This window comes from Actinomadura macra NBRC 14102 (genome assembly GCF_001552215.1).
In the GTDB taxonomy this organism is placed as follows: Bacteria; Actinomycetota; Actinomycetes; order Streptosporangiales; family Streptosporangiaceae; genus Spirillospora; species Spirillospora macra.
This window is the reverse complement of the sequence record NZ_BCQT01000003.1, coordinates 217,220-236,575: the sequence shown is the minus strand read 5'-3', so window position 1 is coordinate 236,575 and position 19,356 is coordinate 217,220. Positions and strand designations below refer to the sequence as shown.

The following is a 19,356-nucleotide window of genomic DNA, read 5'->3' as shown; positions in this document are numbered from 1 at the left end:
GGCGTTCACACGACGACACGGCGACACGGCGTCTCGCCCTGGGCGCCGTTCCTGTCGCCTTGACGTCGCCGTGGCATCGCACCGCCTACCCTGAGGCCATGCCGGACGACGAGAGTCGGCCCGCCCGGGTCGAGGATGTACACGCGCTTGCTCTCGCGATGCCACATGTCACCGTCTACCCTGGAACCGGAGATAATCCGGTCTACCAGGTGGGCGGGAAATCGTTCATCTTCTTCCGCAATCCGAGGCCGGACGCGGTCGATCCTGGGAGCGGAGAACGCTACCAGGATGTGATCGTCTTTTGGGTCGCGTCCGAAGAAGACAAGCAGGCGCTGGTGCAGGATGAGAACTCGGCGTTCTTCACCACCGCGCATTTCAATGGCCATCGGTCGGTACTGTTGCGGGCCAGTCGTATCGGCGAACTCACCCGCGACGAATTGGCGGAGGTCGTCCAGGACGCGTGGTTGTCGCGAGCGTCCGCCCGCCGGGCCGCGGACTGGCTCAAGGCTCATCCCCCGGCGCAGTCGGCAACATGAATACCGACGACCGAGAAGAGACCGCCGGCGCCGCGGCACTGCGGGCGCGGCTGCGGCACGTCCACCGGATCGGCGGCGGCTGCGTCTGCCGGGCGGGTGACGCGGGAGTTCCGCTCTGAGCCATGCCGGGACACGCGATCACCGAGGCAGGGCCGGGGCAGAATGACGTGCATGACTCTGACTGTGAATCTGCCCGGTGGGACTGCGCTGCCGTTGATCGGTTTTGGGACCTGGCAACTGCGGTCCACGGCCGCGTACGAGTCGGTGCGTGCGGCGCTTGATATCGGCTACCGGCATGTCGACACCGCGACGCTGTATCAGAACGAGGCGGACGTCGGCCGGGCGGTGAAGGACAGCGGTGTGGATCGGGGGCAGATCTTCATCACCACCAAGCTGCGTCCGCAGGACGCGCGGAACGCCCGCCGCACCCTGGAGTCGAGTTTGCGATTGCTCGGCACCGACTACGTGGATCTCTGGCTGATCCACTGGCCGGCCGGGCAGGAGGAACTCGTCTCGACGTGGCGGGAACTCGTGTCCGCGAAGGACGCGGGGCTGATCCGCAACGCCGGGGTCAGCAACTACAGCCCGGCGCAGATCGACCTGCTGACGGAGGCCACCGGGCAGCAGCCGGCGGTCAACCAGATCTCGTGGAGCCCGGCGCAGCACGATCCCGCCCTGCTGGACGAGCATCGTCGCCGGGGCGTCGTCGTCGAGGGCTACAGCGGTCTGAAGAACACCGATCTGCTCAATCCAGTCCTCACCGAAATCGCACAACGGCACGGAGTCACCCCCGCCCAGGTCGTCCTCCGGTGGCATCTGGAACACGACATCGTGATCCTCCCCAGGTCCTCGCACCGGGAGCGCATCGCGGCCAATTTCGACCTGGACGGCTTCGACCTCACCAAGGAAGACGTCGCCTCGATCGACACCCTGGCCCGCACCGGCTGACCGAAGAGCGGGTCAATCGATCAGGAACTCCATGCGCACTGAGCGCCTTCGATATGGGCGTTTTGTGTCGATTCTCGCTACTCAAAAGCATCTCACGTATTCAGTCGACCATCCCGCCCCACCAGTTAGGCGCACGGCCGCGCCCAGTACGAGAACGATGCACGCACCCATAGCTTGACCGCATTGCACGGCTCATTTACCCTGCCGATAGGGGTGGACTACGCAGAATTTGCGAACGGGGGAATTGCACGATAACTGACCGCGCCCGCATCCTTACCGGCCGAGATGAGTAATAGGCCGGATGCAGGGTGTGCGCTTCGCCCTGCCATTCTCCAGAGGTAGCCCGCTTTCGATCGAGCACACGAGGAAGGTAGCGCGCATGTCACCTTATGAATGGGGCACGACGAATCCGGCGGCCAAACGGCTCGCGGCAGCCGTGGAGCCCGGCCGCCAGGAAGTGATCGCCCACCCCATCTACCAGACCCTCGATGAACTACCCGCGGTCGTCACGTTCATGGAACACCATGTCTTCGCGGTATGGGACTTCATGTCCCTGCTGAAAAAGCTACAGATGCAGCTAACCTGCGTGCAGGTTCCGTGGGTACCGCAAGGCCCGCCCGCGAGCCGGCGTCTCATCAACGACATCGTGTTAGCCGAGGAAAGCGACGAGTTAGACGGCGGCTTCGTCAGCCACTTCGAGCTCTACCTCGACAGCATGGCGCAAGCTGGAGCCGACACGGCACCGATCGAGTCATTCCTCGGTCTGCTGCGCAGCGGCGAACCCGTCCTGCGTTCCCTGAAAGAGTCCGGCACGCCGGAGCCCGCGGCCGAGTTCGTCGCGACCACCTGGGACTTCGTCGAGCAGAGCCCCGTGCACTGCCAGGCGGCGGCCTTCGCCTTCGGGCGCGAGGACCTTATCCCGGACATGTTCGACCAGCTCGCTGCGCTGAACCAGCAGCTCGGCGACCGCCTCTCGACGTTCGTCGACTACCTCAGGCGCCACATCCAGGTCGACAGCGAGGAACACACGCCCATGGCGATGCAGATGCTCGCGGACCTCTGCGGCGACGATGAGGCCAAGTGGGCCGAATGCCACGCGACAGTCGAGACCGCGTTCGCAGCGCGGAGCAGGCTCTGGGACGGCGTCCTCGCTGAGATCCGCTCAGCTTCGTAGCCGGTCAGGTTCGGTCCGAGCGCGTCGGTCACGGATGTCGGCCACCACCCAGGCCTCCAGATCCGCGCGCTCGGAACTTCACGGATGCGGTGCAGGTGCCCTTGGCCTTCAGCCTCGCCGCCGCGGCACTGGCATGCCGCTCGCCTCGTTGTTCCCACGCCGCCCGGTGCCGGACGGACCGGACCCGCGGCGCCGTCGCGACTTGCCGGGAAGATGCCCAGTCCTGGCTTTCCCGGGGGATGTACCGGGGAAAGTCGTCGATCACGACGGTCAGGAGCTCGACGATGAGGGGCGGCTGTGGCTCTGCATGTGGTGAAGAACGCCAAGGCGGACGGCGAATCGGAGGACGAGGCAACAGATGTGTTCGCCACACCGCTGAGCCAGCAGGTACTGGCCAAACGGAAGATCCCGGACGAACCCTCGCTACCGAACGTGGTCTACTCGGTGATCCACAACGAGCTGTTGCTGGATGGGAACGCGGCGCAGAACCTGGCGACGTTCTGCACGACCTGGTCCGATGACGAGGTGCACCGGCTGATGAACGAGTGCCTCGACAAGAACATGATCGACAAGGACGAGTATCCGCAGACCGCGGAGATCGAGTCGCGGTGCGTCCACATCCTGGCGGATCTGTGGAACGCGCCGGCGGGTGTGGGCACGATGGGCTGTTCGACGACGGGGTCCAGCGAGGCGGCGATGCTGGGTGGGCTGGCGCTCAAGCATCGGTGGCGCAAACGGCGTGCGGCGGAGGGCAAGCCGGCGGACAGACCGAACCTGGTGTGCGGGCCGGTGCAGATCTGCTGGGACAAGTTCGCGCGCTACTTCGACGTGGAGCTGCGGCAGGTGCCGTTGGAGCAGGGGGCGACCGGGCTGCGGCCGCACCAGCTCGAACAGTACGTGGACGAGAACACCATCGGGGTCGTCGCCATTCTGGGCGTGACGTTCACCTGCGACTTCGAGCCGGTGAAGGAGATCGCCGAGGAGCTGGATCGGATCCAGGCCGAGACCGGGCTGGACATTCCCCTCCATGTGGACGCGGCGAGCGGCGGATTCATCGCGCCGTTCCTGTATCCGGACCTGGTCTGGGACTTCCGGATCGAGCGGGTCGCCTCCATCAACGCTTCGGGGCACAAGTACGGGATGGCCCCGCTGGGCGTCGGGTGGGTGGTGTGGCGTGAGCCTGACCTGCTGCCCGAGGAGCTCATCTTCAAGGTCAACTATCTGGGCGGCGACATGCCCACGTTCGCGCTCAACTTCTCCCGGCCGGGCGGGGAGATCGTCGCGCAGTACTACCTGTTCCTGCGGCTGGGGCGGGGCGGGTACCGCCGGGTGTACGAGGCGTGTGCGGATACCGCTCGGTATCTGGGCGGTGAGATCGACAGGATGGGACCGTTCAGGCTGTTGTACGACGGTCAGGGTGGGTTGCCCGCGGTCTCGTACACGTTGAAGGACCCCGCCAACGCCGGCTTCAGCCTGTACGACCTGACCGAGCACCTTCGTATGCGCGGCTGGCAGGTGCCGGCCTACCCACTGCCCGCCGACCAGGAGGACACGGTGATCCAGCGCGTCCTCATCCGGCACGGCATCGGGCGGGACGAGATCTCGGTGCTGGCCGCCGACATGCGCCGCGCGCTGGAACGCCTGACCAAGGGTGTTCCCGACGATGCCGCGCGCACGGTGTTCCACCACTAGGACGCCGGCCGGTCCGGGTTCGTCCACGGGTCACCGGGCCACGGCCTGCCGGTAACCCTCGCCGGTCCTGAGGAGGTCGCGGTGCGTGCCCTCCGCGGAGATGACGCCGTCGTCCAGGACCAGGACGCGGTCGGCGGCGTCCAGGAGGGGCGGGCTGCTGGTGATCACGATGGTGGTGCGGCCCCGGCGCAGTTTCGCGATGTTGCGCGCGATGAGCTGTTCGGTGACCGCGTCGACGGCGGTCGTCGGGTCGTGCAGGACGAGGATGTCGGTCAGCAGGGACGGATCGCGATGTTCGTGCGGAGGGTGCCCGCGAAGATCTCCCCGTCGTAGGGGTTCACCAGCATGAGCTCGCGAATCGCCTCGATCGACAGGGCCGCCACGCGAACGACATGTGGCCGAGCCGCACGCCCGGCGCCACCGAAGGCGTCATGTCCGTCCCGGTCATGCGTTCTTGAACTTCCGCGCCACACCAGAGCCGCGAAGAACGGGGCACCCAGCAGGGCGACGACGATGCCCACGTCCAGCTCGCCTGGCCGTACGCCCACGCGTTCCACGATGTCGCCCTAGAGTCGCCGGGCCGCCCGCCCCGATCTCCGGGCCCCCCGCGACCAGCCGCTTTGACGCTCGTCCGCCGCAGCCACGGGCACGGCACATCCTCACGAGCCGGCGATGGGCCCGAACCTGGTCGTGCCGTCCACCGTGGCCGACTTCCGAAGGTCGGCCTCGCTCGTCCCACGGACGCCGCGGACGTCAGCGCCGCGCAGGTCGGCGCTGCGCAGGTCGGCGCCGCGCAGGTGGGCGTTCTGAAGATCTACGCCCTGGAGATCGGCGTCGCGAAGGTCGGCGCCCTGCAACTCGGCACCGCGCAACTCAGCACCACGAAGCTCAATGCCACGCAGATTGACGCCCGTCAGGACCACCTCGCGCAGCATCGCCCCGGCCAGCCGGGTGCCGAGCATCTGCGCACCGCGCAGATCAGCCGCGTGAAGATCGGCTCCGCGCAAATCGACGCCCCACATCTCGGCACCGCGCAGATCGACGATTTGCAGGACGGCCCCGCGCAGATCGACCCGGTTGAGTTCGGCGCCGCGCAGATCGGCGCCCGACAGGTCGGCTTCGGACAGGCTGAGTCTCCCGGCGGGTTCCCTGGTGTTCAAAGCGACCGCGGGCGCCACCAGACGCAGGTCGGGAACGCGAATGCGGTGCAGATCCATCCTGGGTACGCCAGAGGGATCAACCGGCCGACGAGCCAGAACGGTCAGGGCCGCCGCGACGTCGGTGTCGGGTTCGGCAGGTAACTCCGTCTCCTTGACCGCGACGGGGCGGTCATGCTCGCGGACGAGAGCCGCCAGCACATCGCGAATGGCCAGAAGGTCACGGGCCGAGTCCTTGGCGACGCGCTCCAAAGCGTAGACGGCGGCAGTGCGCACCTCGCGGTTGTCGGAGCCAAGCTGCTCCACGGCCTTGGCATACCGTTCTGTGACCTGGCCTTCCTGAAGAGCGCGCAGGTTATCGCGGCCGGTGCGCAGCTCGGCCTGGCCGGTACGGAACGTCAGCGCGGTGGCAAGCAGGCTCCCACCGCCCAGGAGGACACCGGCCAGCAGCACAAAGCTGTTGATCCATTGATGGCGACGCTGACCGCGCTGTTCCCGCGCCCGCTCGAACAACTCCAACCGGCGATCCGCCGGCAAGGCGTCCAACTCGGCCTGCGACGGCGGCTTCACCCGTCCCGGCCCGCGCCCCGAGGACTCTGTCGATTCGCTCACTCTCCAAGGATGAGCGGAGCGCCGCCCCCGGCGGCGTGTTCCAAGAGACGGCCGCGGTGAACGCGGTACTCGCCACTCATCCACCCGCAGACCAGCCTGCGAGAGGGCCCCTTGGCGGTGAGCGCCGGTCAGTCGCCGGCCACTCTCTCTCGACGTTCTGTTCGCTCCTCACGAACGCCTCGTGTGCGCACGACACGAGCTATGGCCTGGGAGACGATGAGCAGGACACCGACGACGAAGCCGCTGACGACGACACTGCCGGCGACGGCACCGACGCCGCCGAAGCCGCCGACCAGGCCGATGAGACCGAGCAGGAAGCCGAGAGTGCCGAGGATGACGGCTCCCACGGTGCCGACAGCGCCGACGACGGCCCCGACGACGACTTCGGGGGCATGGAATGCGCTGCGTAGTGACTTCTGGCCTACGTCCAGGATGCGGCGGCTTGCGGTGGCCGGTTTTGGGGCGCCGCGACCGGCCAGTACGGCGAGGGTGGCAGCGGCGAAACCGAGGGCGGTGGCGAGCTTGAGCAGTTTGGTGGGACGGTCGGCCAGGACCGCCTGGAGTTCCTCGACGCGAATGTGGGCACGAACAGGTTCGCGATAGCGGTGGTGAACCGCCCAGGCCATCAGCCGAGCCGCCAGCCACGGCACCAGCTCGGTGCACTCACTGGCGACCAGCCCCGCCAGCACCGCTAACACGAACTGCATGGAGGTCACCTGGCTCCCCCCGCAGAACCAGGACGGGACGGCCGCCAGACCAGCCGGCGCCAGAACGCCGTGCCCGGCTCGCCCCGAGCCGGGAGACGGGCTGCGCGTTCCGGCACCTCAGGACGGTGCTCGGCCAGCAACCTGTGAGCCTCGGCGAGACCAGTCGGCGACAGGCGATAGAACCGTCGCCGGGGCCGGGACGGATCAGGATTGACCTGCTCCCAACGCGTCGTGACCCAGCCGGAATCCTCCAGCCGGTCCAGCACCCGATACACCGTCGGCCCCGCCCGCCGGGTCGTCCGCATGAGCTGCCAGCCATGCACCTCAGCGTCCTGCCGGTGGGACTCCAGCAGGGCCTCCAGTACATCCAGCAGCGGCGCGGTCACCCGCTCCACTCCACCCATGACCTTAATGTACCTAGATACAGAAGCGCGGAAACCTTCCGGCCCCCAGCCGGGCGAGGACGACGTTGGCCCGCGTCGTCCGGCTTAACGGGCCCCGCATCTGATTCACATCAGGATGATCCAGGCCGGGCGCTGCGGCGAATGAGTGACGTTTCCAACGCAACGAAGGGACTCTCGTGCAGCACCTCTCATGGGTCCGAAGGGTCCTCACCGGGGGCGTGGCGCTGGCCGCAACGATCGGTCTGCTGCCCCTGGCCTCGGCCACCTCGTCCGCCGCCGCGGCCGCAGCGCCGCCGTCCTATGCCGCCGACCTGCCCAACCTGAGCACGCCACAGGTGGCCTACGACCGTGACGCCACCCAGCCCGCCAAGGGGGTGGCCGCCCGGGGAGCCGACGGGGCGCTCCTCTACAGCGCGCGCTCGGGCACCGGCTTCGCGCCCTTCCAGTCGCTGGGCGGGTCGATTGTCGGTGATCCGTCCGCCGTGGTCACGCCCAACGGCACCGAACTGTTCGTCCGCGGCACCAACGACGTGGTCTACACCAACACCGTCTCGTCCTCGGGAGCGGTCACCGGTTACTCCGCCGTGCCTGGCCTGTCCGTCACTGGTGAGGTCGAGTCGATCGTCCCGAGGGACGAGCCCACCGGAAGCGTCCGGCTCTTCGCCCGGGGCACCGACGGCGCGGTATGGACCAACGTCCGCCGGAGCGGCTCCTGGGTGGGCTGGAGCAGCCTGGGCGGATCGGCCACCAGCGACATCACCGCGTCACGCCTGATCAGCACCATCGGCGGGAACGTCCGTATCTTCGTCCGGGGCAGCGACCACCGCGTCTACCTCAACCAGGTGAGCCCGACCGGCGCCTCTGGATTCCAGCCGGTCGACGGTCTACGCGTCACCAGCAACATCGCGATCGCCGAGGACCGTGCCATCAACGGCCTCCAGATCTTCGCCCGGGGCGAGGACAACCGGGTGTACAGGCGCACGCTGGCTCTCAGCAACGCGACCTGGGAGCCGCTGAACGGCGTCTCGGCGACCAGCGACATCGCCGTCAACTTCGAAGTCCTCTACGTCCGCGGCAGCGACAACGCCATTTACGTCAGCCCCAGCCAGAACAAGGACGGCGCCTTCCAGCGCATCGAGGGACAAGTGACCGGCAACCCCGCGGCCTTCAATAACCAACCCAACGGAGGATCCACCCAGTACTTGCTGGCTCGGCAACCCAACGGCGCTCTGGGATTCAACATCCGCCCCAACAACGGCTACACCCCGATTTCCGGCCCGGCCATCGACTGAGGCAGCCCGAACACCGAAACCGTGCCCACGCCGTCACCGACGGCGTGGGCACGGCCCGACTTCCAGGCCCGAAATCGCGATTAGCCATAGGGGCTGAAGGCGATTTCACCCCATCCGACCCTCAACTGTTTCGGTGCGACAACTTCCGGCTACCGAGCCGATACAGATATGGGCCGTAGTCTTCCTGAAAGGTGGCGGTAGATGACTACTGTGATGGTTTACCGCCTGACCCTCGACCAGGTGTCGCGGCGTTCGTTCAGCAGGGCGCCGGGGTGACCACCTCGGCCCAGTCTCCGGTCCCGACGCTGGTGGTGGCCCTGACGCGCTCGCGCGCGTCCTGACCGCATGACCAGGTGTGCGCCGGGCTGAAATAGCGGGTGTCACCACTGGCCGCGATCGTCCGCGGACCGGTGGAATCGGTCTCCCAACTGCTCGTCGTGTAGTTCCAGCGCTGAAGCTCCACGGTCACGACGACCGATGTGATGCCGCGGTTCCGTGCGTACATGAATGGCTCGGTGCCGTAATCGACGCTCCCCACCACGAGGATGTCGCTGCACGCCTGGTACACGACGGAGCCGAGTTCGACCTCCGGACCGCAGCCGGTTTCCGTGGTTCGAGCGGAGGCGGCCGGCGCCCCACTTATGGCGGTGGCGAGCATCGCCGCCCCCGCCATGACGGCCAGCCGATGAGACTTGCGTGGTTTCATGTGATCCTCCCCATGATGACATGAATCGCTGTTCGCGATCAATTGATTTAACGATCACCGCTGACGCCATTTCAAGGCAGCGGCCATGTCCGCTTTTGGCCACGCGATGAAAGCAGAAGAGTTCACGCACACTTCACACTCGGCGTTTCACAAAAAGGCATCGAACCATTTTCGGACCTACCGAAAGATCGTCCGGAGCGAGCGGGCGCCGGCCCGCTTGAGGAGCGTTGTCGCAGGCCGTTACCGCGCTTCCGACCTGGACGGCTTGCCCGACTGCACGGCAAGCGCACGGAAACTCGACCGTCCCGGAACCAAGGCGATCGCGCGACGACACGCACGAAAAGGCATCATCCGCTTAGCGCTGGGCGACGAATATCGGATGTTCGATAAGTCGTTTCGTTCCTTGATGTCGCGGGATGTGAAGGGCGGCCCCGCGTGGTGCGGGGCCGCCCTATCGGGGTTCGGTGTCGCCGAGCGGGGTCAGGTCGGCGGCCCAGGGGTGTTTCACCAGGGGATGATCTCGTCCAGGGCGTCCGGGCCGCGGAAGGTGCCTGTGGGGCCGTCGGCGGGGAGTGTGGCGAGCAGGACCGGGACGGCGGCGCCGTCGGCCGTGGTGCGCTCGCCACGAGGAAACGTCGCGGCGGCGTTCTGGTCCGTCGGTACGAGGCCCGGACTGGCGGCGTTGACCTTGATCCCGTCGGCGCGCAGGGCGTTGGCGTAGATCAAGGTCAGGGCGTTGAGCGCGGCCTTGGACGAGCTGTATCCCAGGGAGGCGCGGTTCGAGAGAGGGCTCGTCGCATCGCTCAGGAGCGTGAGCGATGCGAGCCCGCTGGACATGTTGACGATCCGGGGGTCGCGGGACCGGCGGAGGAGCGGCAGGCAGGCCGAGGTCACCGTGACGACGCCGAAGACGTTGACCTCGTACACCGCACGGAGTTGCGAGGCGGTGACCTCGGTGGCCCGCGCACCCCACTCGGCCATGATCCCGGCGTTGTTGACCAGCACGTCCAGCCGTCCCGCTTCGGTCTCGATCGTCGTGACGGCCGCTTCGACGGATTCCGCGTCGGTCACATCGAGCCGAACGAATCGGATGTCCAGTCCGACGCCTGGGAGGGCCGACTCCTCTGCCGACTCTCTCGTCAGTCCCTCGACGGCCGAACGCCCGCGTTCCGGATCGCGGGCGCCGAGGTACACGGTCAAGCCCTGCCGGGCGAGGCGGCGGACGATCTCCCGGCCAATGCTCTTGTTTCCGCCGGTGACGAGCGCCACGTTGTTCGCGTTCATGCCGCCAGTCTCAGCCGCTCGCATGCTGGAGGGAAAAGACCGATCGGGTACCGCCCCATACCCTGAAGGTATGTCGGAGCCGGAATTTCGCGAGCTGCGCTACTTCCGCGCCGTCGCCGAGGATCTGAACCTCACCCGCGCGGCGAAGCGGCTCGGCATCGCGCAGCCGCCGCTGTCCAGGGCCATGCGTCAGCTGGAACGCCGGTTGGGTGTCGCGCTCTTCGACCGCACCGACCGCAGGCTGGTGTTGACTCACGCCGGCAAGACCCTCGCCAAGGAGGCGACCGCCGTTCTCGGCGCCCTCGACCTTGCCGTTCACCGGACGCGACGTGCGGGTCGGCTCGACAACAGGCTCGTCGTCACCGCCAAACCCGGGGTGGCCACGGAATTGTTGCAGCGGATCTGCGAACGGTTCCGCGCCGAACCGAATGCACCAGAACTCGGGGTCGTGGTGAGCGGGTTCGGCGAGCAGGCCGACATGGTCCGCGATGGCCGCGCGGACGTGGCGATCGCGGCCTGTTTCGACGGCCACGGCCTCGACACCGAGTTGCTGGCGACCGAACCGCGCGTCGCCGCGCTCACCCCGGAACACCAGCTGGCCGAACGCGACGTTCTCAGCACTGCCGATCTGGTCGACGAACCGGCGCCCCGGTGGAGTGTCCCGCTCGTCGATGACGGCTACTGGCTGGGACATCCGGATCGCCCGTACGACGGACCCGTCGTACGGGACAGCGCGCAGTTGTTGGAGGTGGTCGCCCTCGGCCAAGCCGTGGCGCTGGTGCCCTCGTCGCTGGCCGCGAGGAACGTCCGGCCAGACGTGACGTACCGCCCAGTGCCCGACGCGGCGCCGTACCAGACTTTCGCCCTCTGGCCGGCGGGCAGCCGGTCGCCGTGGATCGCTCGTTTCGTCCAGACGGCGCTCACGCACTCCACCTGACGCTTCAGGAAGTCAAGGGCGCGCTCGGAAGCGGCCTGCCATTATTGATGACAGCGACTCCGGCAGAGCTTACCGTTGGCTACGAAGTGCTGCCTTTCAGCCCGCTGGACGCCACACCTAGGGCGATAGAGGACATCGTTGGACGGCCTGTGAAACAGCGGAACCCCGAAGGCCCGAAGGACGTCTCAGGTTAGACGAGGCGGGAGGGAAGACCGGCAAGTGATAGTGAGTATCGAACTGGCTGGACGGTTCGCAGACGAAGAATTGAGGTCCCTACATGGCTGGCTGCAGCGCGACCCTGCGGTTCGGCGCAACGTCCGAATGCAACTTGCCCCCATAGGCCCTACTGCAGGGCAGATGGGAAACACTCTCGACTTGATTACAATGTTTGTCACAAGCGGGCTAGCGTTGCCAAATTTTGTTCAGACGCTGCTCACCTGGAGAGAAACGCGCCGCCAAAAATGCACGATCACTCTTACCGTTGACGGCATCGTCGCAGTCATCGAAGGCATCGACCAGGATACGGCCGCAGATATTGCAGCTCGGTTGGTGGAGCAAGATGGAGAATAGAGACGGCGCTTCTCAACTACCGGATCCCAAGACCTCTCGCGTGGTCCTCATAGGCGTCAGTTCGTACGATCACCTCGAAGACCTACCGGCAGTCGAAAACAACCTAAAGACCTTAAGTGAGATCCTGCAAGACAAAAGGATTTGTGGACTCGCCCCCGAGGACTGCACAGTAGTTCACAATCCGCTGACTGCCGAGGACATGCTGGATCCGATCAAGGAGGCAGCGGCAGAGGCAACGGATGTTCTGCTCGTATACTTCGCCGGACACGGAATTCTGCATTCTACTTCAGGAACTCTCCACCTCGCTCGTTCCGGCACCGACAGAAACCGCATGTACACCGCCGTTGACTATGATCACGTCCGGCAGGAGTTGCGCCACTCGCGAGCCGCTCGAATCATAGCGATCCTGGATTGCTGCCACAGTGGCCAGGCACTCAACTCCATGGGTTCCTCGGACACCCCATCGAGTCTTCTGGCCGACGGAGCTGCCCTGACAGGGACCTGCCTACTCGCCTCCAGTTCCGAGAATGCAGCTTCAAACGCCGGCGGCACTTATACCGCCTTCACTGGACAATTGATCGATGTAGCACGCAAGGGAATCCCCGGCTGCCCAGCAGTTCTGAGCGTTGACGATATCTTCTTGGTTGTTCGTGAAGCCCTCCAAGACGAAGGTCTCCCGATCCCACAAAGGCGTGAGTCCGATCACGGTGGAAGCATTGCTCTTTTTCGCAACCAACACTCCTCCAGAGGACCTGGAGAACCGGCCTACGGTCCGCTTCGTGATGCGCGTCCGTCCAGCTGGTTTCCAGACCGCCGCGCTGTGAGTTCTGCCGGGATCCATCGACCACTACAGGCAGGAATATGTGGCACGGTTGCCAACGGAGGAGCCGAGTCCATTGTGGTGTCGGGGGGCTACGAGGATGATCGCGACTTTGGCGATGTCATCGTCTACACAGGGCATGGAGGACGCGACCCCAACACGGGCGAGCAGATTAAAGACCAAGTACTGAAGGACTCCGGTAATGCCGCTCTCGTCAAGAGCATGGTCGTCGACATGCCGATACGTGTCGTTCGAGGCGCCGCGGGAAGTTCGAAATATTCACCAAAAACCGGCTACAGCTACGATGGGCTATTTCGGGTAACGGATGCCTGGATCAAGGTACGCGAAGATGGTTTTAAGGTCTGGCAGTACCTTCTCAAGAAAACTGTGGATGATGTAGCCGGCGAGGTCCTGGTAGCTGATAGCAATTCTAGAGAGCTACAAAAGATCTACGATTGCTCCTGCCAGATCTGCGGACAACAGATGCTCGCCTTTGGCCACGTAAAGTTCGCTATGATCCAGTATATTCGCCCGCTTGGGTTCCCGCATGATGGGCTAGAGGGCATCGAAAACGCACTCTGCCTCTGCTCAAATCACCGGGATCTGTTTCGATATGGAACTCTGATCATCGAGGATGATTTCACCGTAGTCGATCAGATCGATGGCGAGGAGTTGGGGGTTCTGACCGTCAAGCATGAGATCAACGTGAGCAATCTCCAATACCATCGAGAGCGCTACCAGGTTCAGCACGACGAGCCGCCGCTTTAGGGCATTTACCGACTGAATCAATTCACCGTGCCAGCGGCCGGGAGTTTCTCTGTTGCGGGCGGCGGCAGGGTAGGGCGTCCGGCTGCTGGCTGGACGCCCTACCCGGCACGTCAGGCCGGTGACGCAGTTACTCGGGCGAGGTGCCTGGCGAAGAATCTGGCCGCGCTGTCGGCCTCGAACCTGGGTAGTTCCTTGTGCGCGCCCGCGTTGGCGTGCAGGGTCTTCTCCTTCGACCCGAAGGCGTCGAACAGTGCGAGACCCGATCGGCGATCGATGTGCTCGTCGTCCCATTGGAGGTCGAACTCGATCGGGATGGTGATCTGCCTCGCCGTCTCGGCCAGGGGCTCGGGCCAGAAGAGTCCGAAGACCGCGGCGGTGATCCTGGTTTCGACCGCCGTCAACGGCACTCCGATCGCGGTGCCCATGTTCAGGCCGTAATAACCGACCGGTCCATTGGCGCCGATCTCCGTGAGTTCCTGGAGAGCGTCGAGAGTCGCCCGCCATTCCGGCACGGCACGCTCCGCCAGGTGGGCGTTGTAGCGGACGACGACCGGGCCGACCGGCTCGCCTGCCGCCATTGCCTGCTGCATCACGGCGATCTCCTGTTCATCGTGCGCCGTGCGGGGCCGGCCACCGTGGCCGGGGGCATCGATCGCGGCGACGTGGAAACCGCAGATGGTCACGATGCGGTGCGCACGTCCGACCATGGCCGGTGCTTTGCTGTGCCGGCCGCCGCCGTGCCCCATGAGCACCAGGGGCGCTTGGTCGGCGCCGGATGCGGGCGACCAGAGGGCGCCGGTGACCTCGCCCACGGTCAAGTGGCGTTCGACGACGCCATTCGACGATGTCTCGGCGGTGAAGCGTAGAGAGTGCATTGGTGTTGCCTTTCGGGATGCCCTGTGTTGCGGCGCTCCCGGCGACACCTACGTCATTCGCCCGACCGTGACGGGGTAGGGAGCACCCACGTCGATACAGCGTTCATGGGTCTCACCTCCTCGCAGCCGGTCACGGTGGCCTGCACGTTACCCGCCGAGATTCGTCTCCGGCCAACCATTTTCGGTTCGCGGACGGAGGGGCACCGTTGCCGCCAACCGGTGCCCAGCGTCAGTGGTGGCCGTGGGTGCGGGCTTCGGCGGCGATCTTCAGGTCGCGCATCCACGCCTTGAGGCCGTCGCCGAGAATCCTGGTCGCGGTGGGGACGTCGGCTTCGACCTGGTCACCGGTCCAGGTCTCCTCGGTGTGGACGTGGACGCCTCCGCTGACCCTGGTGAAGGTCCACAGATGAACGCCCTGGTCGATGCGCACACCGTCACCGATCGCGGGGCCGGCCCACAGGATGCAGGTGTCGCGCTGAAGTTGGCGGACGGTGGAGGTGATGTTCAAGGTGGTGGTGGGGGTAGGGGGCGCCGGGGTGGTCCAGCGGAACCGCGACCCCTTGCGGAGAGGCCCGGGGTCGAGGCGTTTCATCGTGAGGACGGGGGGCTGCCAGGTCGGCCAGCGTTCCACGTCCGTCTGGAGCTTGAAGACGGTGCTCAACGGCGCCTTGATCATGGTGTCGGTGGCGAAGCGGATGCGGGCGGCGGGGTCGACGCCCTCCCCGCGGCACTGATGCCTGCCACCGTGGTGAGCGCCGCTTTGCTGGGCGGCATGGGCGGCCGGGACGGTGCTCGCCAGGACGCCGGCGACGGCGACGGCGACCGAAAGAGTCAGCGCGGTGGCACTCTGACGGGTGCGGGCGGTTCGCGGCCGGGGCTGCTGTTCTGTCGTGTTCGACGGGCCTTTACGGAACATGATGTACCTCTCGTTCTGGGGTCGGGATCGGACGCAAGGGTGCCCGGGGTGGGCACCGAGCTGAGGGGTGTGGTCGGGGGCGTCGTGCGCTCAGGGCGTCAGCACGACGCCCTCGCCGGTGGCCAGCGCCGTGCCGGCCAGGTCATAGCCGGGCACGAACAGGAAGGCCGGCTGGTCGTAGTAGCGGCCGCGGCGCATCTGCTGCTCGGCGAAGGAGACGCCGGTCGCCGCCATCCGGATCACAACCTGGCCCGGGCCGGCGGCGGAGACGTCTCCGTGCCGGATCCGCAGCCCCTCCAGCTCGGCCTTGCCCGGTAGGACGACCTCGACGAGTCCTTCGGTGTTCATGTCGGCCTCCAGCGGTCCCGGTTACTTGTTCTTGTGTTCGTTAGAAGTTATAGCGACACATGTTGGGTAGTGTCAATAATGTTTGCTACACCCTCTAACAAGAACCTCTGGTGCGGCTGCATCCGGGGTTGTCTGATCAGGATCGACAACGGTGGGAGAGTCACTAGGTATCGTGATGACTTCTCACTGAACCTTCAGGATGTAGCTGAACAGGGAAGGCGGCACGCATGGCGGAGGCGAGCGCGAAGACCCCACGTGAGCGCTACCGCATCCAGGTACGTGCGGAGATCAAGGAACGCGCGTGGAGGCAGATCGCCACGGCGGGGGCGTCCGCGCTGTCGCTCAACGCGATCGCCAAGCAGATGGGCATGAGCGGGCCCGCGCTCTACCGCTACTACCCCAGCCGCGATGAGCTGATCACCGAGCTCATCACGGACGCGTACCGGAGCCTCGCAGACACCCTCCGCACGACCGCCACCGCCGGCGCAGACCTGGCCGCGCTGGCGCACGCCATTCGCGACTGGGCACTCCAGGATCCCCAGCGGTACTTCCTCATCTACGGCACCCCCGTCCCCGGTTACCACGCGCCCGACGACACCACGGCCATCTCGTCCGAGATCATGGCGACCCTGCTCGACGCCTGCACTCCGCTGGCCCGAAACAGCCCCACCACCTCGTTCGACGCGCATCTGGAGGATCACCGGGACTGGACGGGCGAGCACCCCGCCCCGCCTGCGGCCCTCCACCGCGCCCTGAGCCTTTGGACCCGGTTGCACGGCGTTCTGTCCCTGGAACTCGCCGGCCACTTCGCCGGCATGGGCTTCGACCCGGCCCAGCTCTTCGCGGCCGAGTTGGACGACCTGTTGGCGCACTGAGCGGAACACGCCCCCTCGGGCGGATGCCCGACCGCCTCGGCCCGGGGGACTCCGATTGGGTCTGGCCCGGTCACGGTGACAGCGCCCGACCTGAGGTTGACATTGTCGCAAGCTATGACTCATCTTATTGAGACAAAGCTTGCGACATTCGGAGGTTGTGGCATGCACCAGTCGGATCACACGGAGGCTGGGCGGTGGCTGGCCCTGCACGGCATGGCCGACGCCGAGCCGACCGCTCTGCTCGCGGCACGGCTGGCGGTGCGGCGGCGGGCCAAGATCGTCGACAGCCTCCTGCTGGCCGCGTTCCTCATCGGTGCGGCACTCACGCACGCGTTGGGGCGGGCCGCCGACGCCACCTGGTGGCCCTTGCTGCTGGTGCTGACGGCGTTGGTGGCCGGATTGCTGGTGGCACAGTGGCTGCTCGGCTCGTGGGTGCGGCGCGCCGACCGGCGGGCCGGCGCGCGACTCACCCGGCGGGTGGCCCACCCCGTCGAGCTCGGCTGGCCCGCGGTGCTGGGCCGTCCGTACGCCATCTTCACGGTCGCCACCTTCACCGGCGCGTTCCTGCTCGCGGTGAGCGTACTGACGGTGTCGGACTCCGGCCTGCGATACGGGGCGATCGTCGTGCTGATCGGCCTCGCCGGCGCCGGCGCCGGCATGATCATGCAGCTGCGCCAGGTGCTGGTGAATCCGGCCGTGGCGGAGGATGAGGCGTCGCTCAGGGCCGATGTCATCATGCGGGTCGAGGACGCCCGCGCCCTCGTCACTCCCAGCCTGGTGTGGTCGCTGCCCGCCATCTTCCTGTACGGGGATTCGCTCGGCTGGTGGAACGTCGTCTCGCTGGCGCTCGTGGTGGCGGGCGCCATCGCGCTCTGCCTGATCCAGATCCGGACCGCGGGTGTCGGGACGGTGGCGCGGCGCGCCATGGCCCCCCGATGATCGTCATCGACGCGGCTTCGCCGACGCCGCCGTACGAGCAGCTCCGGGCCCAGCTCGCGAGGCAGATCCAGGACCGCTCGCTCGCCGTCGGCACGAGACTGCCGACGATCCGCCGGCTCGCCGCCGACCTCGGCCTCGCGGTCAACACCGTCGGCCGGGCGTACCGGGAGCTGGAGGAGGCGGGGATGATCGAGACCCGCGGGCGGGCCGGCTCGTTCGTCTCGGCCGCCGGCGAGCGGGCCCTTGAGCAGGCCCGCCGCGCCGCCCGCGACTACGCGACGGTCATCGCCAGCGTCGGCATCGATCCCGGCGAGGCGGTCCGGATCGTCGAGGCGGCGCTGGGCCATGCGTCACCACGATGAACGATCGATGGCTCTCCGCCGCCGGTTCCGTACGGCATGACCGGGCCGTGCCCTCCCCGGGAGAAGGCACGGCCCAGCCAGACAGGATCAGCGTCTAGCACTTCTTCCAGGCGAAGTGGTAGACCGTCCTCACGCTGCCGTCTGCGGAGTCGAAGGACATGAAGCTGGTCTCGTTGGAACTGCCCTTGTCCACGCGCAGCTCCGTGTTGATGTTGAAGTTGCGGTCCTCACCACAGGGCTTCCAGACGAGTTCGGCGACCGGCGTCCGGTCGGTGAACTGCCAGTTGTCGGAGTACTTGCCCTTGACGGTGTGGCTGATGGACGAGGTCTGCGGCAGACCCTGGTGGTAGTAGTTCGCGCGTTCCACTCCCGACGCACCGTCGGCGAGGCTCGCGAAGCCCCGGTAGTCGGCGCTGGCGATCGCGTAGGTGAATCCCTGCGGGATGTGAACGGCCAGGCTGAGCTGGCAGTTCTTGCGGAAGTCGGTCGGCTTGGAGTCGCCGCCGGCCTGCGCGAGGTAGTCGCTGTAGGTGACGGTGAACGAGGTGTTGTCGCTCGACGCCGCCACCGCGGCGGTGCCGGCGCGGCAGCCGGAGCCGTTCACGGTGTTGACCTGGACGGTGATCCGTCCCGGAGGTGGGGGCTCGACCGCCGCCGACGCCGACGCCGCGGGGGCCATTCCCGCGGACAGCACGAGAGCGGAGAGGCATGCTGCCGAAGCAGTCACTCCCTTGCGCATGGGTTCTTCTCCTTCAGGGTGGTGGGGGTTACTCGGATTACGGGCACTTCTTCCAGGCGAAGTGGTAGGTCGTCTTGATGCTGCCGTCGGTGGAGTCCATGCTGGCGAAGCTGCTCTTCGTCGGGTCTGAAGTCCCTGGATCTACTCGCAGCTGCGTGTTGATGTTGAAGTTCTTCAGCTCGCCACATGGCTTGTAAACGAGCTGGTCCACCGGAACCTTGTCGGTGGCCTGCCAGCTTCCGTTGAACGGCCCCTTGGGCAATTGATGGGGGATTTCCTGGTTGCCTGAACTGCCCTGGAAGTAATAGTTGGCCAACTGGACACCGGTCGCGCCGGGCTGGAAGAAGGCGTAACCGCGGTGGTCCGTCGACGAGATGGCATAGGTGAAGCCCTGCGGGACGTGCACCTTCATGCTGATCTGACAGTTCTTACGGCGGTCGGTGGGCTTGGCGTCTCCACCTACCTGAGCCATGTAGTCGCTGTAGGTGACGGTGAACGCCTCTTTGTCCTCCGATACGGCGACCGCGGTGGTACCGATCGGACACCCGGAACCGTTGACAGTCGCGATCTCGATGGTGACCCCGTCCGGGCCACGTTCGAGCAGCCCCGTGGAGGCGCTGGCCGAGGAGATGGAGGTTGTGGTCGTGGCAAGCGCGACGGCGGCAGCGGAAATGGCGATCCCTTTACGCATACGA

At 66.3% G+C, this 19,356-nt stretch carries 22 protein-coding genes and 1 pseudogene; 12 read left to right on the top strand and 11 right to left on the bottom strand.

Annotated elements, in window-relative coordinates; genetic code table 11:
• Positions 1 to 98: 98 nt before the first annotated feature.
• The 5 genes from AMA02S_RS04765 (at position 99) to gad (ending at position 4,350) form a co-directional block, all read left to right on the top strand.
• The gene (locus tag AMA02S_RS04765) at positions 99 to 536 is read left to right on the top strand and encodes an MmcQ/YjbR family DNA-binding protein (RefSeq protein WP_067452111.1); all 438 of its coding nucleotides are present in this window, start codon (positions 99 to 101) and stop codon (positions 534 to 536) included.
• Positions 533 to 655, top strand: a complete 123-nt coding sequence (locus AMA02S_RS44595) for a hypothetical protein (RefSeq protein WP_281181839.1) — start codon at positions 533 to 535, stop codon at positions 653 to 655. Before AMA02S_RS04765 ends, AMA02S_RS44595 begins: the two co-directional genes overlap by 4 nt.
• Positions 656 to 707: 52 nt before the next feature.
• Entirely contained in the window at positions 708 to 1,484 is a 777-nt protein-coding gene (locus tag AMA02S_RS04760; protein ID WP_218004842.1) for an aldo/keto reductase, read from the top strand.
• Between the two features lie 379 nt (positions 1,485 to 1,863).
• Positions 1,864 to 2,658 (top strand): DUF3050 domain-containing protein, encoded by a 795-nt coding sequence (locus AMA02S_RS04755; protein ID WP_067452275.1) that lies wholly within the window; start codon positions 1,864 to 1,866, stop codon positions 2,656 to 2,658.
• Between the two features lie 297 nt (positions 2,659 to 2,955).
• The gene (gad, locus tag AMA02S_RS04750) at positions 2,956 to 4,350 is read left to right on the top strand and encodes a glutamate decarboxylase (RefSeq protein WP_067452105.1); all 1,395 of its coding nucleotides are present in this window, start codon (positions 2,956 to 2,958) and stop codon (positions 4,348 to 4,350) included.
• Positions 4,351 to 4,380: 30 nt separating this feature from the next.
• Here the strand turns inward: gad and AMA02S_RS39920 are convergent.
• From AMA02S_RS39920 to AMA02S_RS04730, 4 genes and pseudogenes are all read right to left on the bottom strand, one after another.
• A pseudogene (locus tag AMA02S_RS39920) lies at positions 4,381 to 4,733 on the bottom strand (ABC transporter ATP-binding protein); the annotation flags it as partial.
• A gap of 276 nt (positions 4,734 to 5,009) precedes the next feature.
• Positions 5,010 to 6,119 (bottom strand): pentapeptide repeat-containing protein, encoded by a 1,110-nt coding sequence (locus AMA02S_RS43945; protein ID WP_157430386.1) that lies wholly within the window; start codon positions 6,117 to 6,119, stop codon positions 5,010 to 5,012.
• Between the two features lie 128 nt (positions 6,120 to 6,247).
• Positions 6,248 to 6,826, bottom strand: coding sequence for a hypothetical protein (locus AMA02S_RS04735; RefSeq protein ID WP_157430385.1), 579 nt, complete (start codon positions 6,824 to 6,826; stop codon positions 6,248 to 6,250).
• Between the two features lie 5 nt (positions 6,827 to 6,831).
• Complete coding sequence (locus AMA02S_RS04730; protein ID WP_067452087.1) at positions 6,832 to 7,230, bottom strand: PadR family transcriptional regulator; 399 nt, start codon at positions 7,228 to 7,230, stop codon at positions 6,832 to 6,834.
• Between the two features lie 176 nt (positions 7,231 to 7,406).
• Here AMA02S_RS04730 and AMA02S_RS04725 point away from each other — a divergent pair, with 176 nt between their 5' ends.
• Positions 7,407 to 8,522: a DUF8189 domain-containing protein gene (locus AMA02S_RS04725; protein WP_067452085.1), complete on the top strand. Its 1,116-nt coding sequence runs from the start codon at positions 7,407 to 7,409 to the stop codon at positions 8,520 to 8,522.
• A 256-nt stretch (positions 8,523 to 8,778) separates the two neighbouring features.
• Here AMA02S_RS04725 and AMA02S_RS04720 read toward each other — a convergent pair whose 3' ends face one another.
• Entirely contained in the window at positions 8,779 to 9,228 is a 450-nt protein-coding gene (locus AMA02S_RS04720) for a hypothetical protein (RefSeq protein ID WP_067452083.1), read from the bottom strand.
• A 504-nt stretch (positions 9,229 to 9,732) separates the two neighbouring features.
• Entirely contained in the window at positions 9,733 to 10,512 is a 780-nt protein-coding gene (locus AMA02S_RS04715) for an SDR family oxidoreductase (RefSeq protein ID WP_067452081.1), read from the bottom strand.
• A 70-nt stretch (positions 10,513 to 10,582) separates the two neighbouring features.
• On the opposite strand from AMA02S_RS04715, the gene AMA02S_RS04710 reads away from it, so the two are divergent.
• From AMA02S_RS04710 to AMA02S_RS39915, 3 genes are all read left to right on the top strand, one after another.
• The gene (locus tag AMA02S_RS04710) at positions 10,583 to 11,449 is read left to right on the top strand and encodes a LysR family transcriptional regulator (RefSeq protein WP_067452079.1); all 867 of its coding nucleotides are present in this window, start codon (positions 10,583 to 10,585) and stop codon (positions 11,447 to 11,449) included.
• 219 nt (positions 11,450 to 11,668) lie between these two features.
• A complete protein-coding gene (locus AMA02S_RS43940) occupies positions 11,669 to 12,019 on the top strand; it encodes an effector-associated constant component EACC1 (RefSeq protein WP_369688374.1) in 351 nt (116 codons plus the stop codon).
• Complete coding sequence (locus tag AMA02S_RS39915; protein WP_157430383.1) at positions 12,009 to 13,607, top strand: caspase, EACC1-associated type; 1,599 nt, start codon at positions 12,009 to 12,011, stop codon at positions 13,605 to 13,607. The genes AMA02S_RS43940 and AMA02S_RS39915 overlap by 11 nt, the downstream gene beginning before the upstream one ends.
• A 110-nt stretch (positions 13,608 to 13,717) precedes the next feature.
• Here the strand turns inward: AMA02S_RS39915 and AMA02S_RS04705 are convergent, their stop codons facing one another.
• From AMA02S_RS04705 to AMA02S_RS04695, 3 genes are all read right to left on the bottom strand, one after another.
• Positions 13,718 to 14,482: an alpha/beta fold hydrolase gene (locus AMA02S_RS04705; protein WP_067452076.1), complete on the bottom strand. Its 765-nt coding sequence runs from the start codon at positions 14,480 to 14,482 to the stop codon at positions 13,718 to 13,720.
• Between the two features lie 229 nt (positions 14,483 to 14,711).
• A complete protein-coding gene (locus AMA02S_RS04700) occupies positions 14,712 to 15,398 on the bottom strand; it encodes an SRPBCC family protein (RefSeq protein ID WP_067452073.1) in 687 nt (228 codons plus the stop codon).
• Between the two features lie 90 nt (positions 15,399 to 15,488).
• Complete coding sequence (locus tag AMA02S_RS04695; protein ID WP_067452070.1) at positions 15,489 to 15,746, bottom strand: alcohol dehydrogenase catalytic domain-containing protein; 258 nt, start codon at positions 15,744 to 15,746, stop codon at positions 15,489 to 15,491.
• A 227-nt stretch (positions 15,747 to 15,973) separates the two neighbouring features.
• On the opposite strand from AMA02S_RS04695, the gene AMA02S_RS04690 reads away from it, so the two are divergent.
• The 3 genes from AMA02S_RS04690 to AMA02S_RS04680 all read left to right on the top strand — a co-directional run bounded on the left by AMA02S_RS04690 (position 15,974) and on the right by AMA02S_RS04680 (position 17,922).
• Positions 15,974 to 16,621, top strand: a complete 648-nt coding sequence (locus AMA02S_RS04690) for a TetR/AcrR family transcriptional regulator (protein ID WP_067452067.1) — start codon at positions 15,974 to 15,976, stop codon at positions 16,619 to 16,621.
• Between the two features lie 162 nt (positions 16,622 to 16,783).
• Complete coding sequence (locus tag AMA02S_RS04685; protein ID WP_067452064.1) at positions 16,784 to 17,560, top strand: hypothetical protein; 777 nt, start codon at positions 16,784 to 16,786, stop codon at positions 17,558 to 17,560.
• Positions 17,557 to 17,922, top strand: coding sequence for a GntR family transcriptional regulator (locus tag AMA02S_RS04680; RefSeq protein ID WP_067452061.1), 366 nt, complete (start codon positions 17,557 to 17,559; stop codon positions 17,920 to 17,922). The genes AMA02S_RS04685 and AMA02S_RS04680 overlap by 4 nt, the downstream gene beginning before the upstream one ends.
• A gap of 94 nt (positions 17,923 to 18,016) precedes the next feature.
• On the opposite strand, the gene AMA02S_RS04675 is transcribed toward AMA02S_RS04680, so the two are convergent.
• Together AMA02S_RS04675 and AMA02S_RS04670 are read right to left on the bottom strand one after the other, a co-directional pair.
• Entirely contained in the window at positions 18,017 to 18,661 is a 645-nt protein-coding gene (locus AMA02S_RS04675; RefSeq protein ID WP_067452056.1) for a DUF4360 domain-containing protein, read from the bottom strand.
• 37 nt (positions 18,662 to 18,698) lie between these two features.
• Positions 18,699 to 19,352, bottom strand: coding sequence for a DUF4360 domain-containing protein (locus AMA02S_RS04670; RefSeq protein WP_067452055.1), 654 nt, complete (start codon positions 19,350 to 19,352; stop codon positions 18,699 to 18,701).
• Between the last annotated feature and the right edge of the window lie 4 nt (positions 19,353 to 19,356).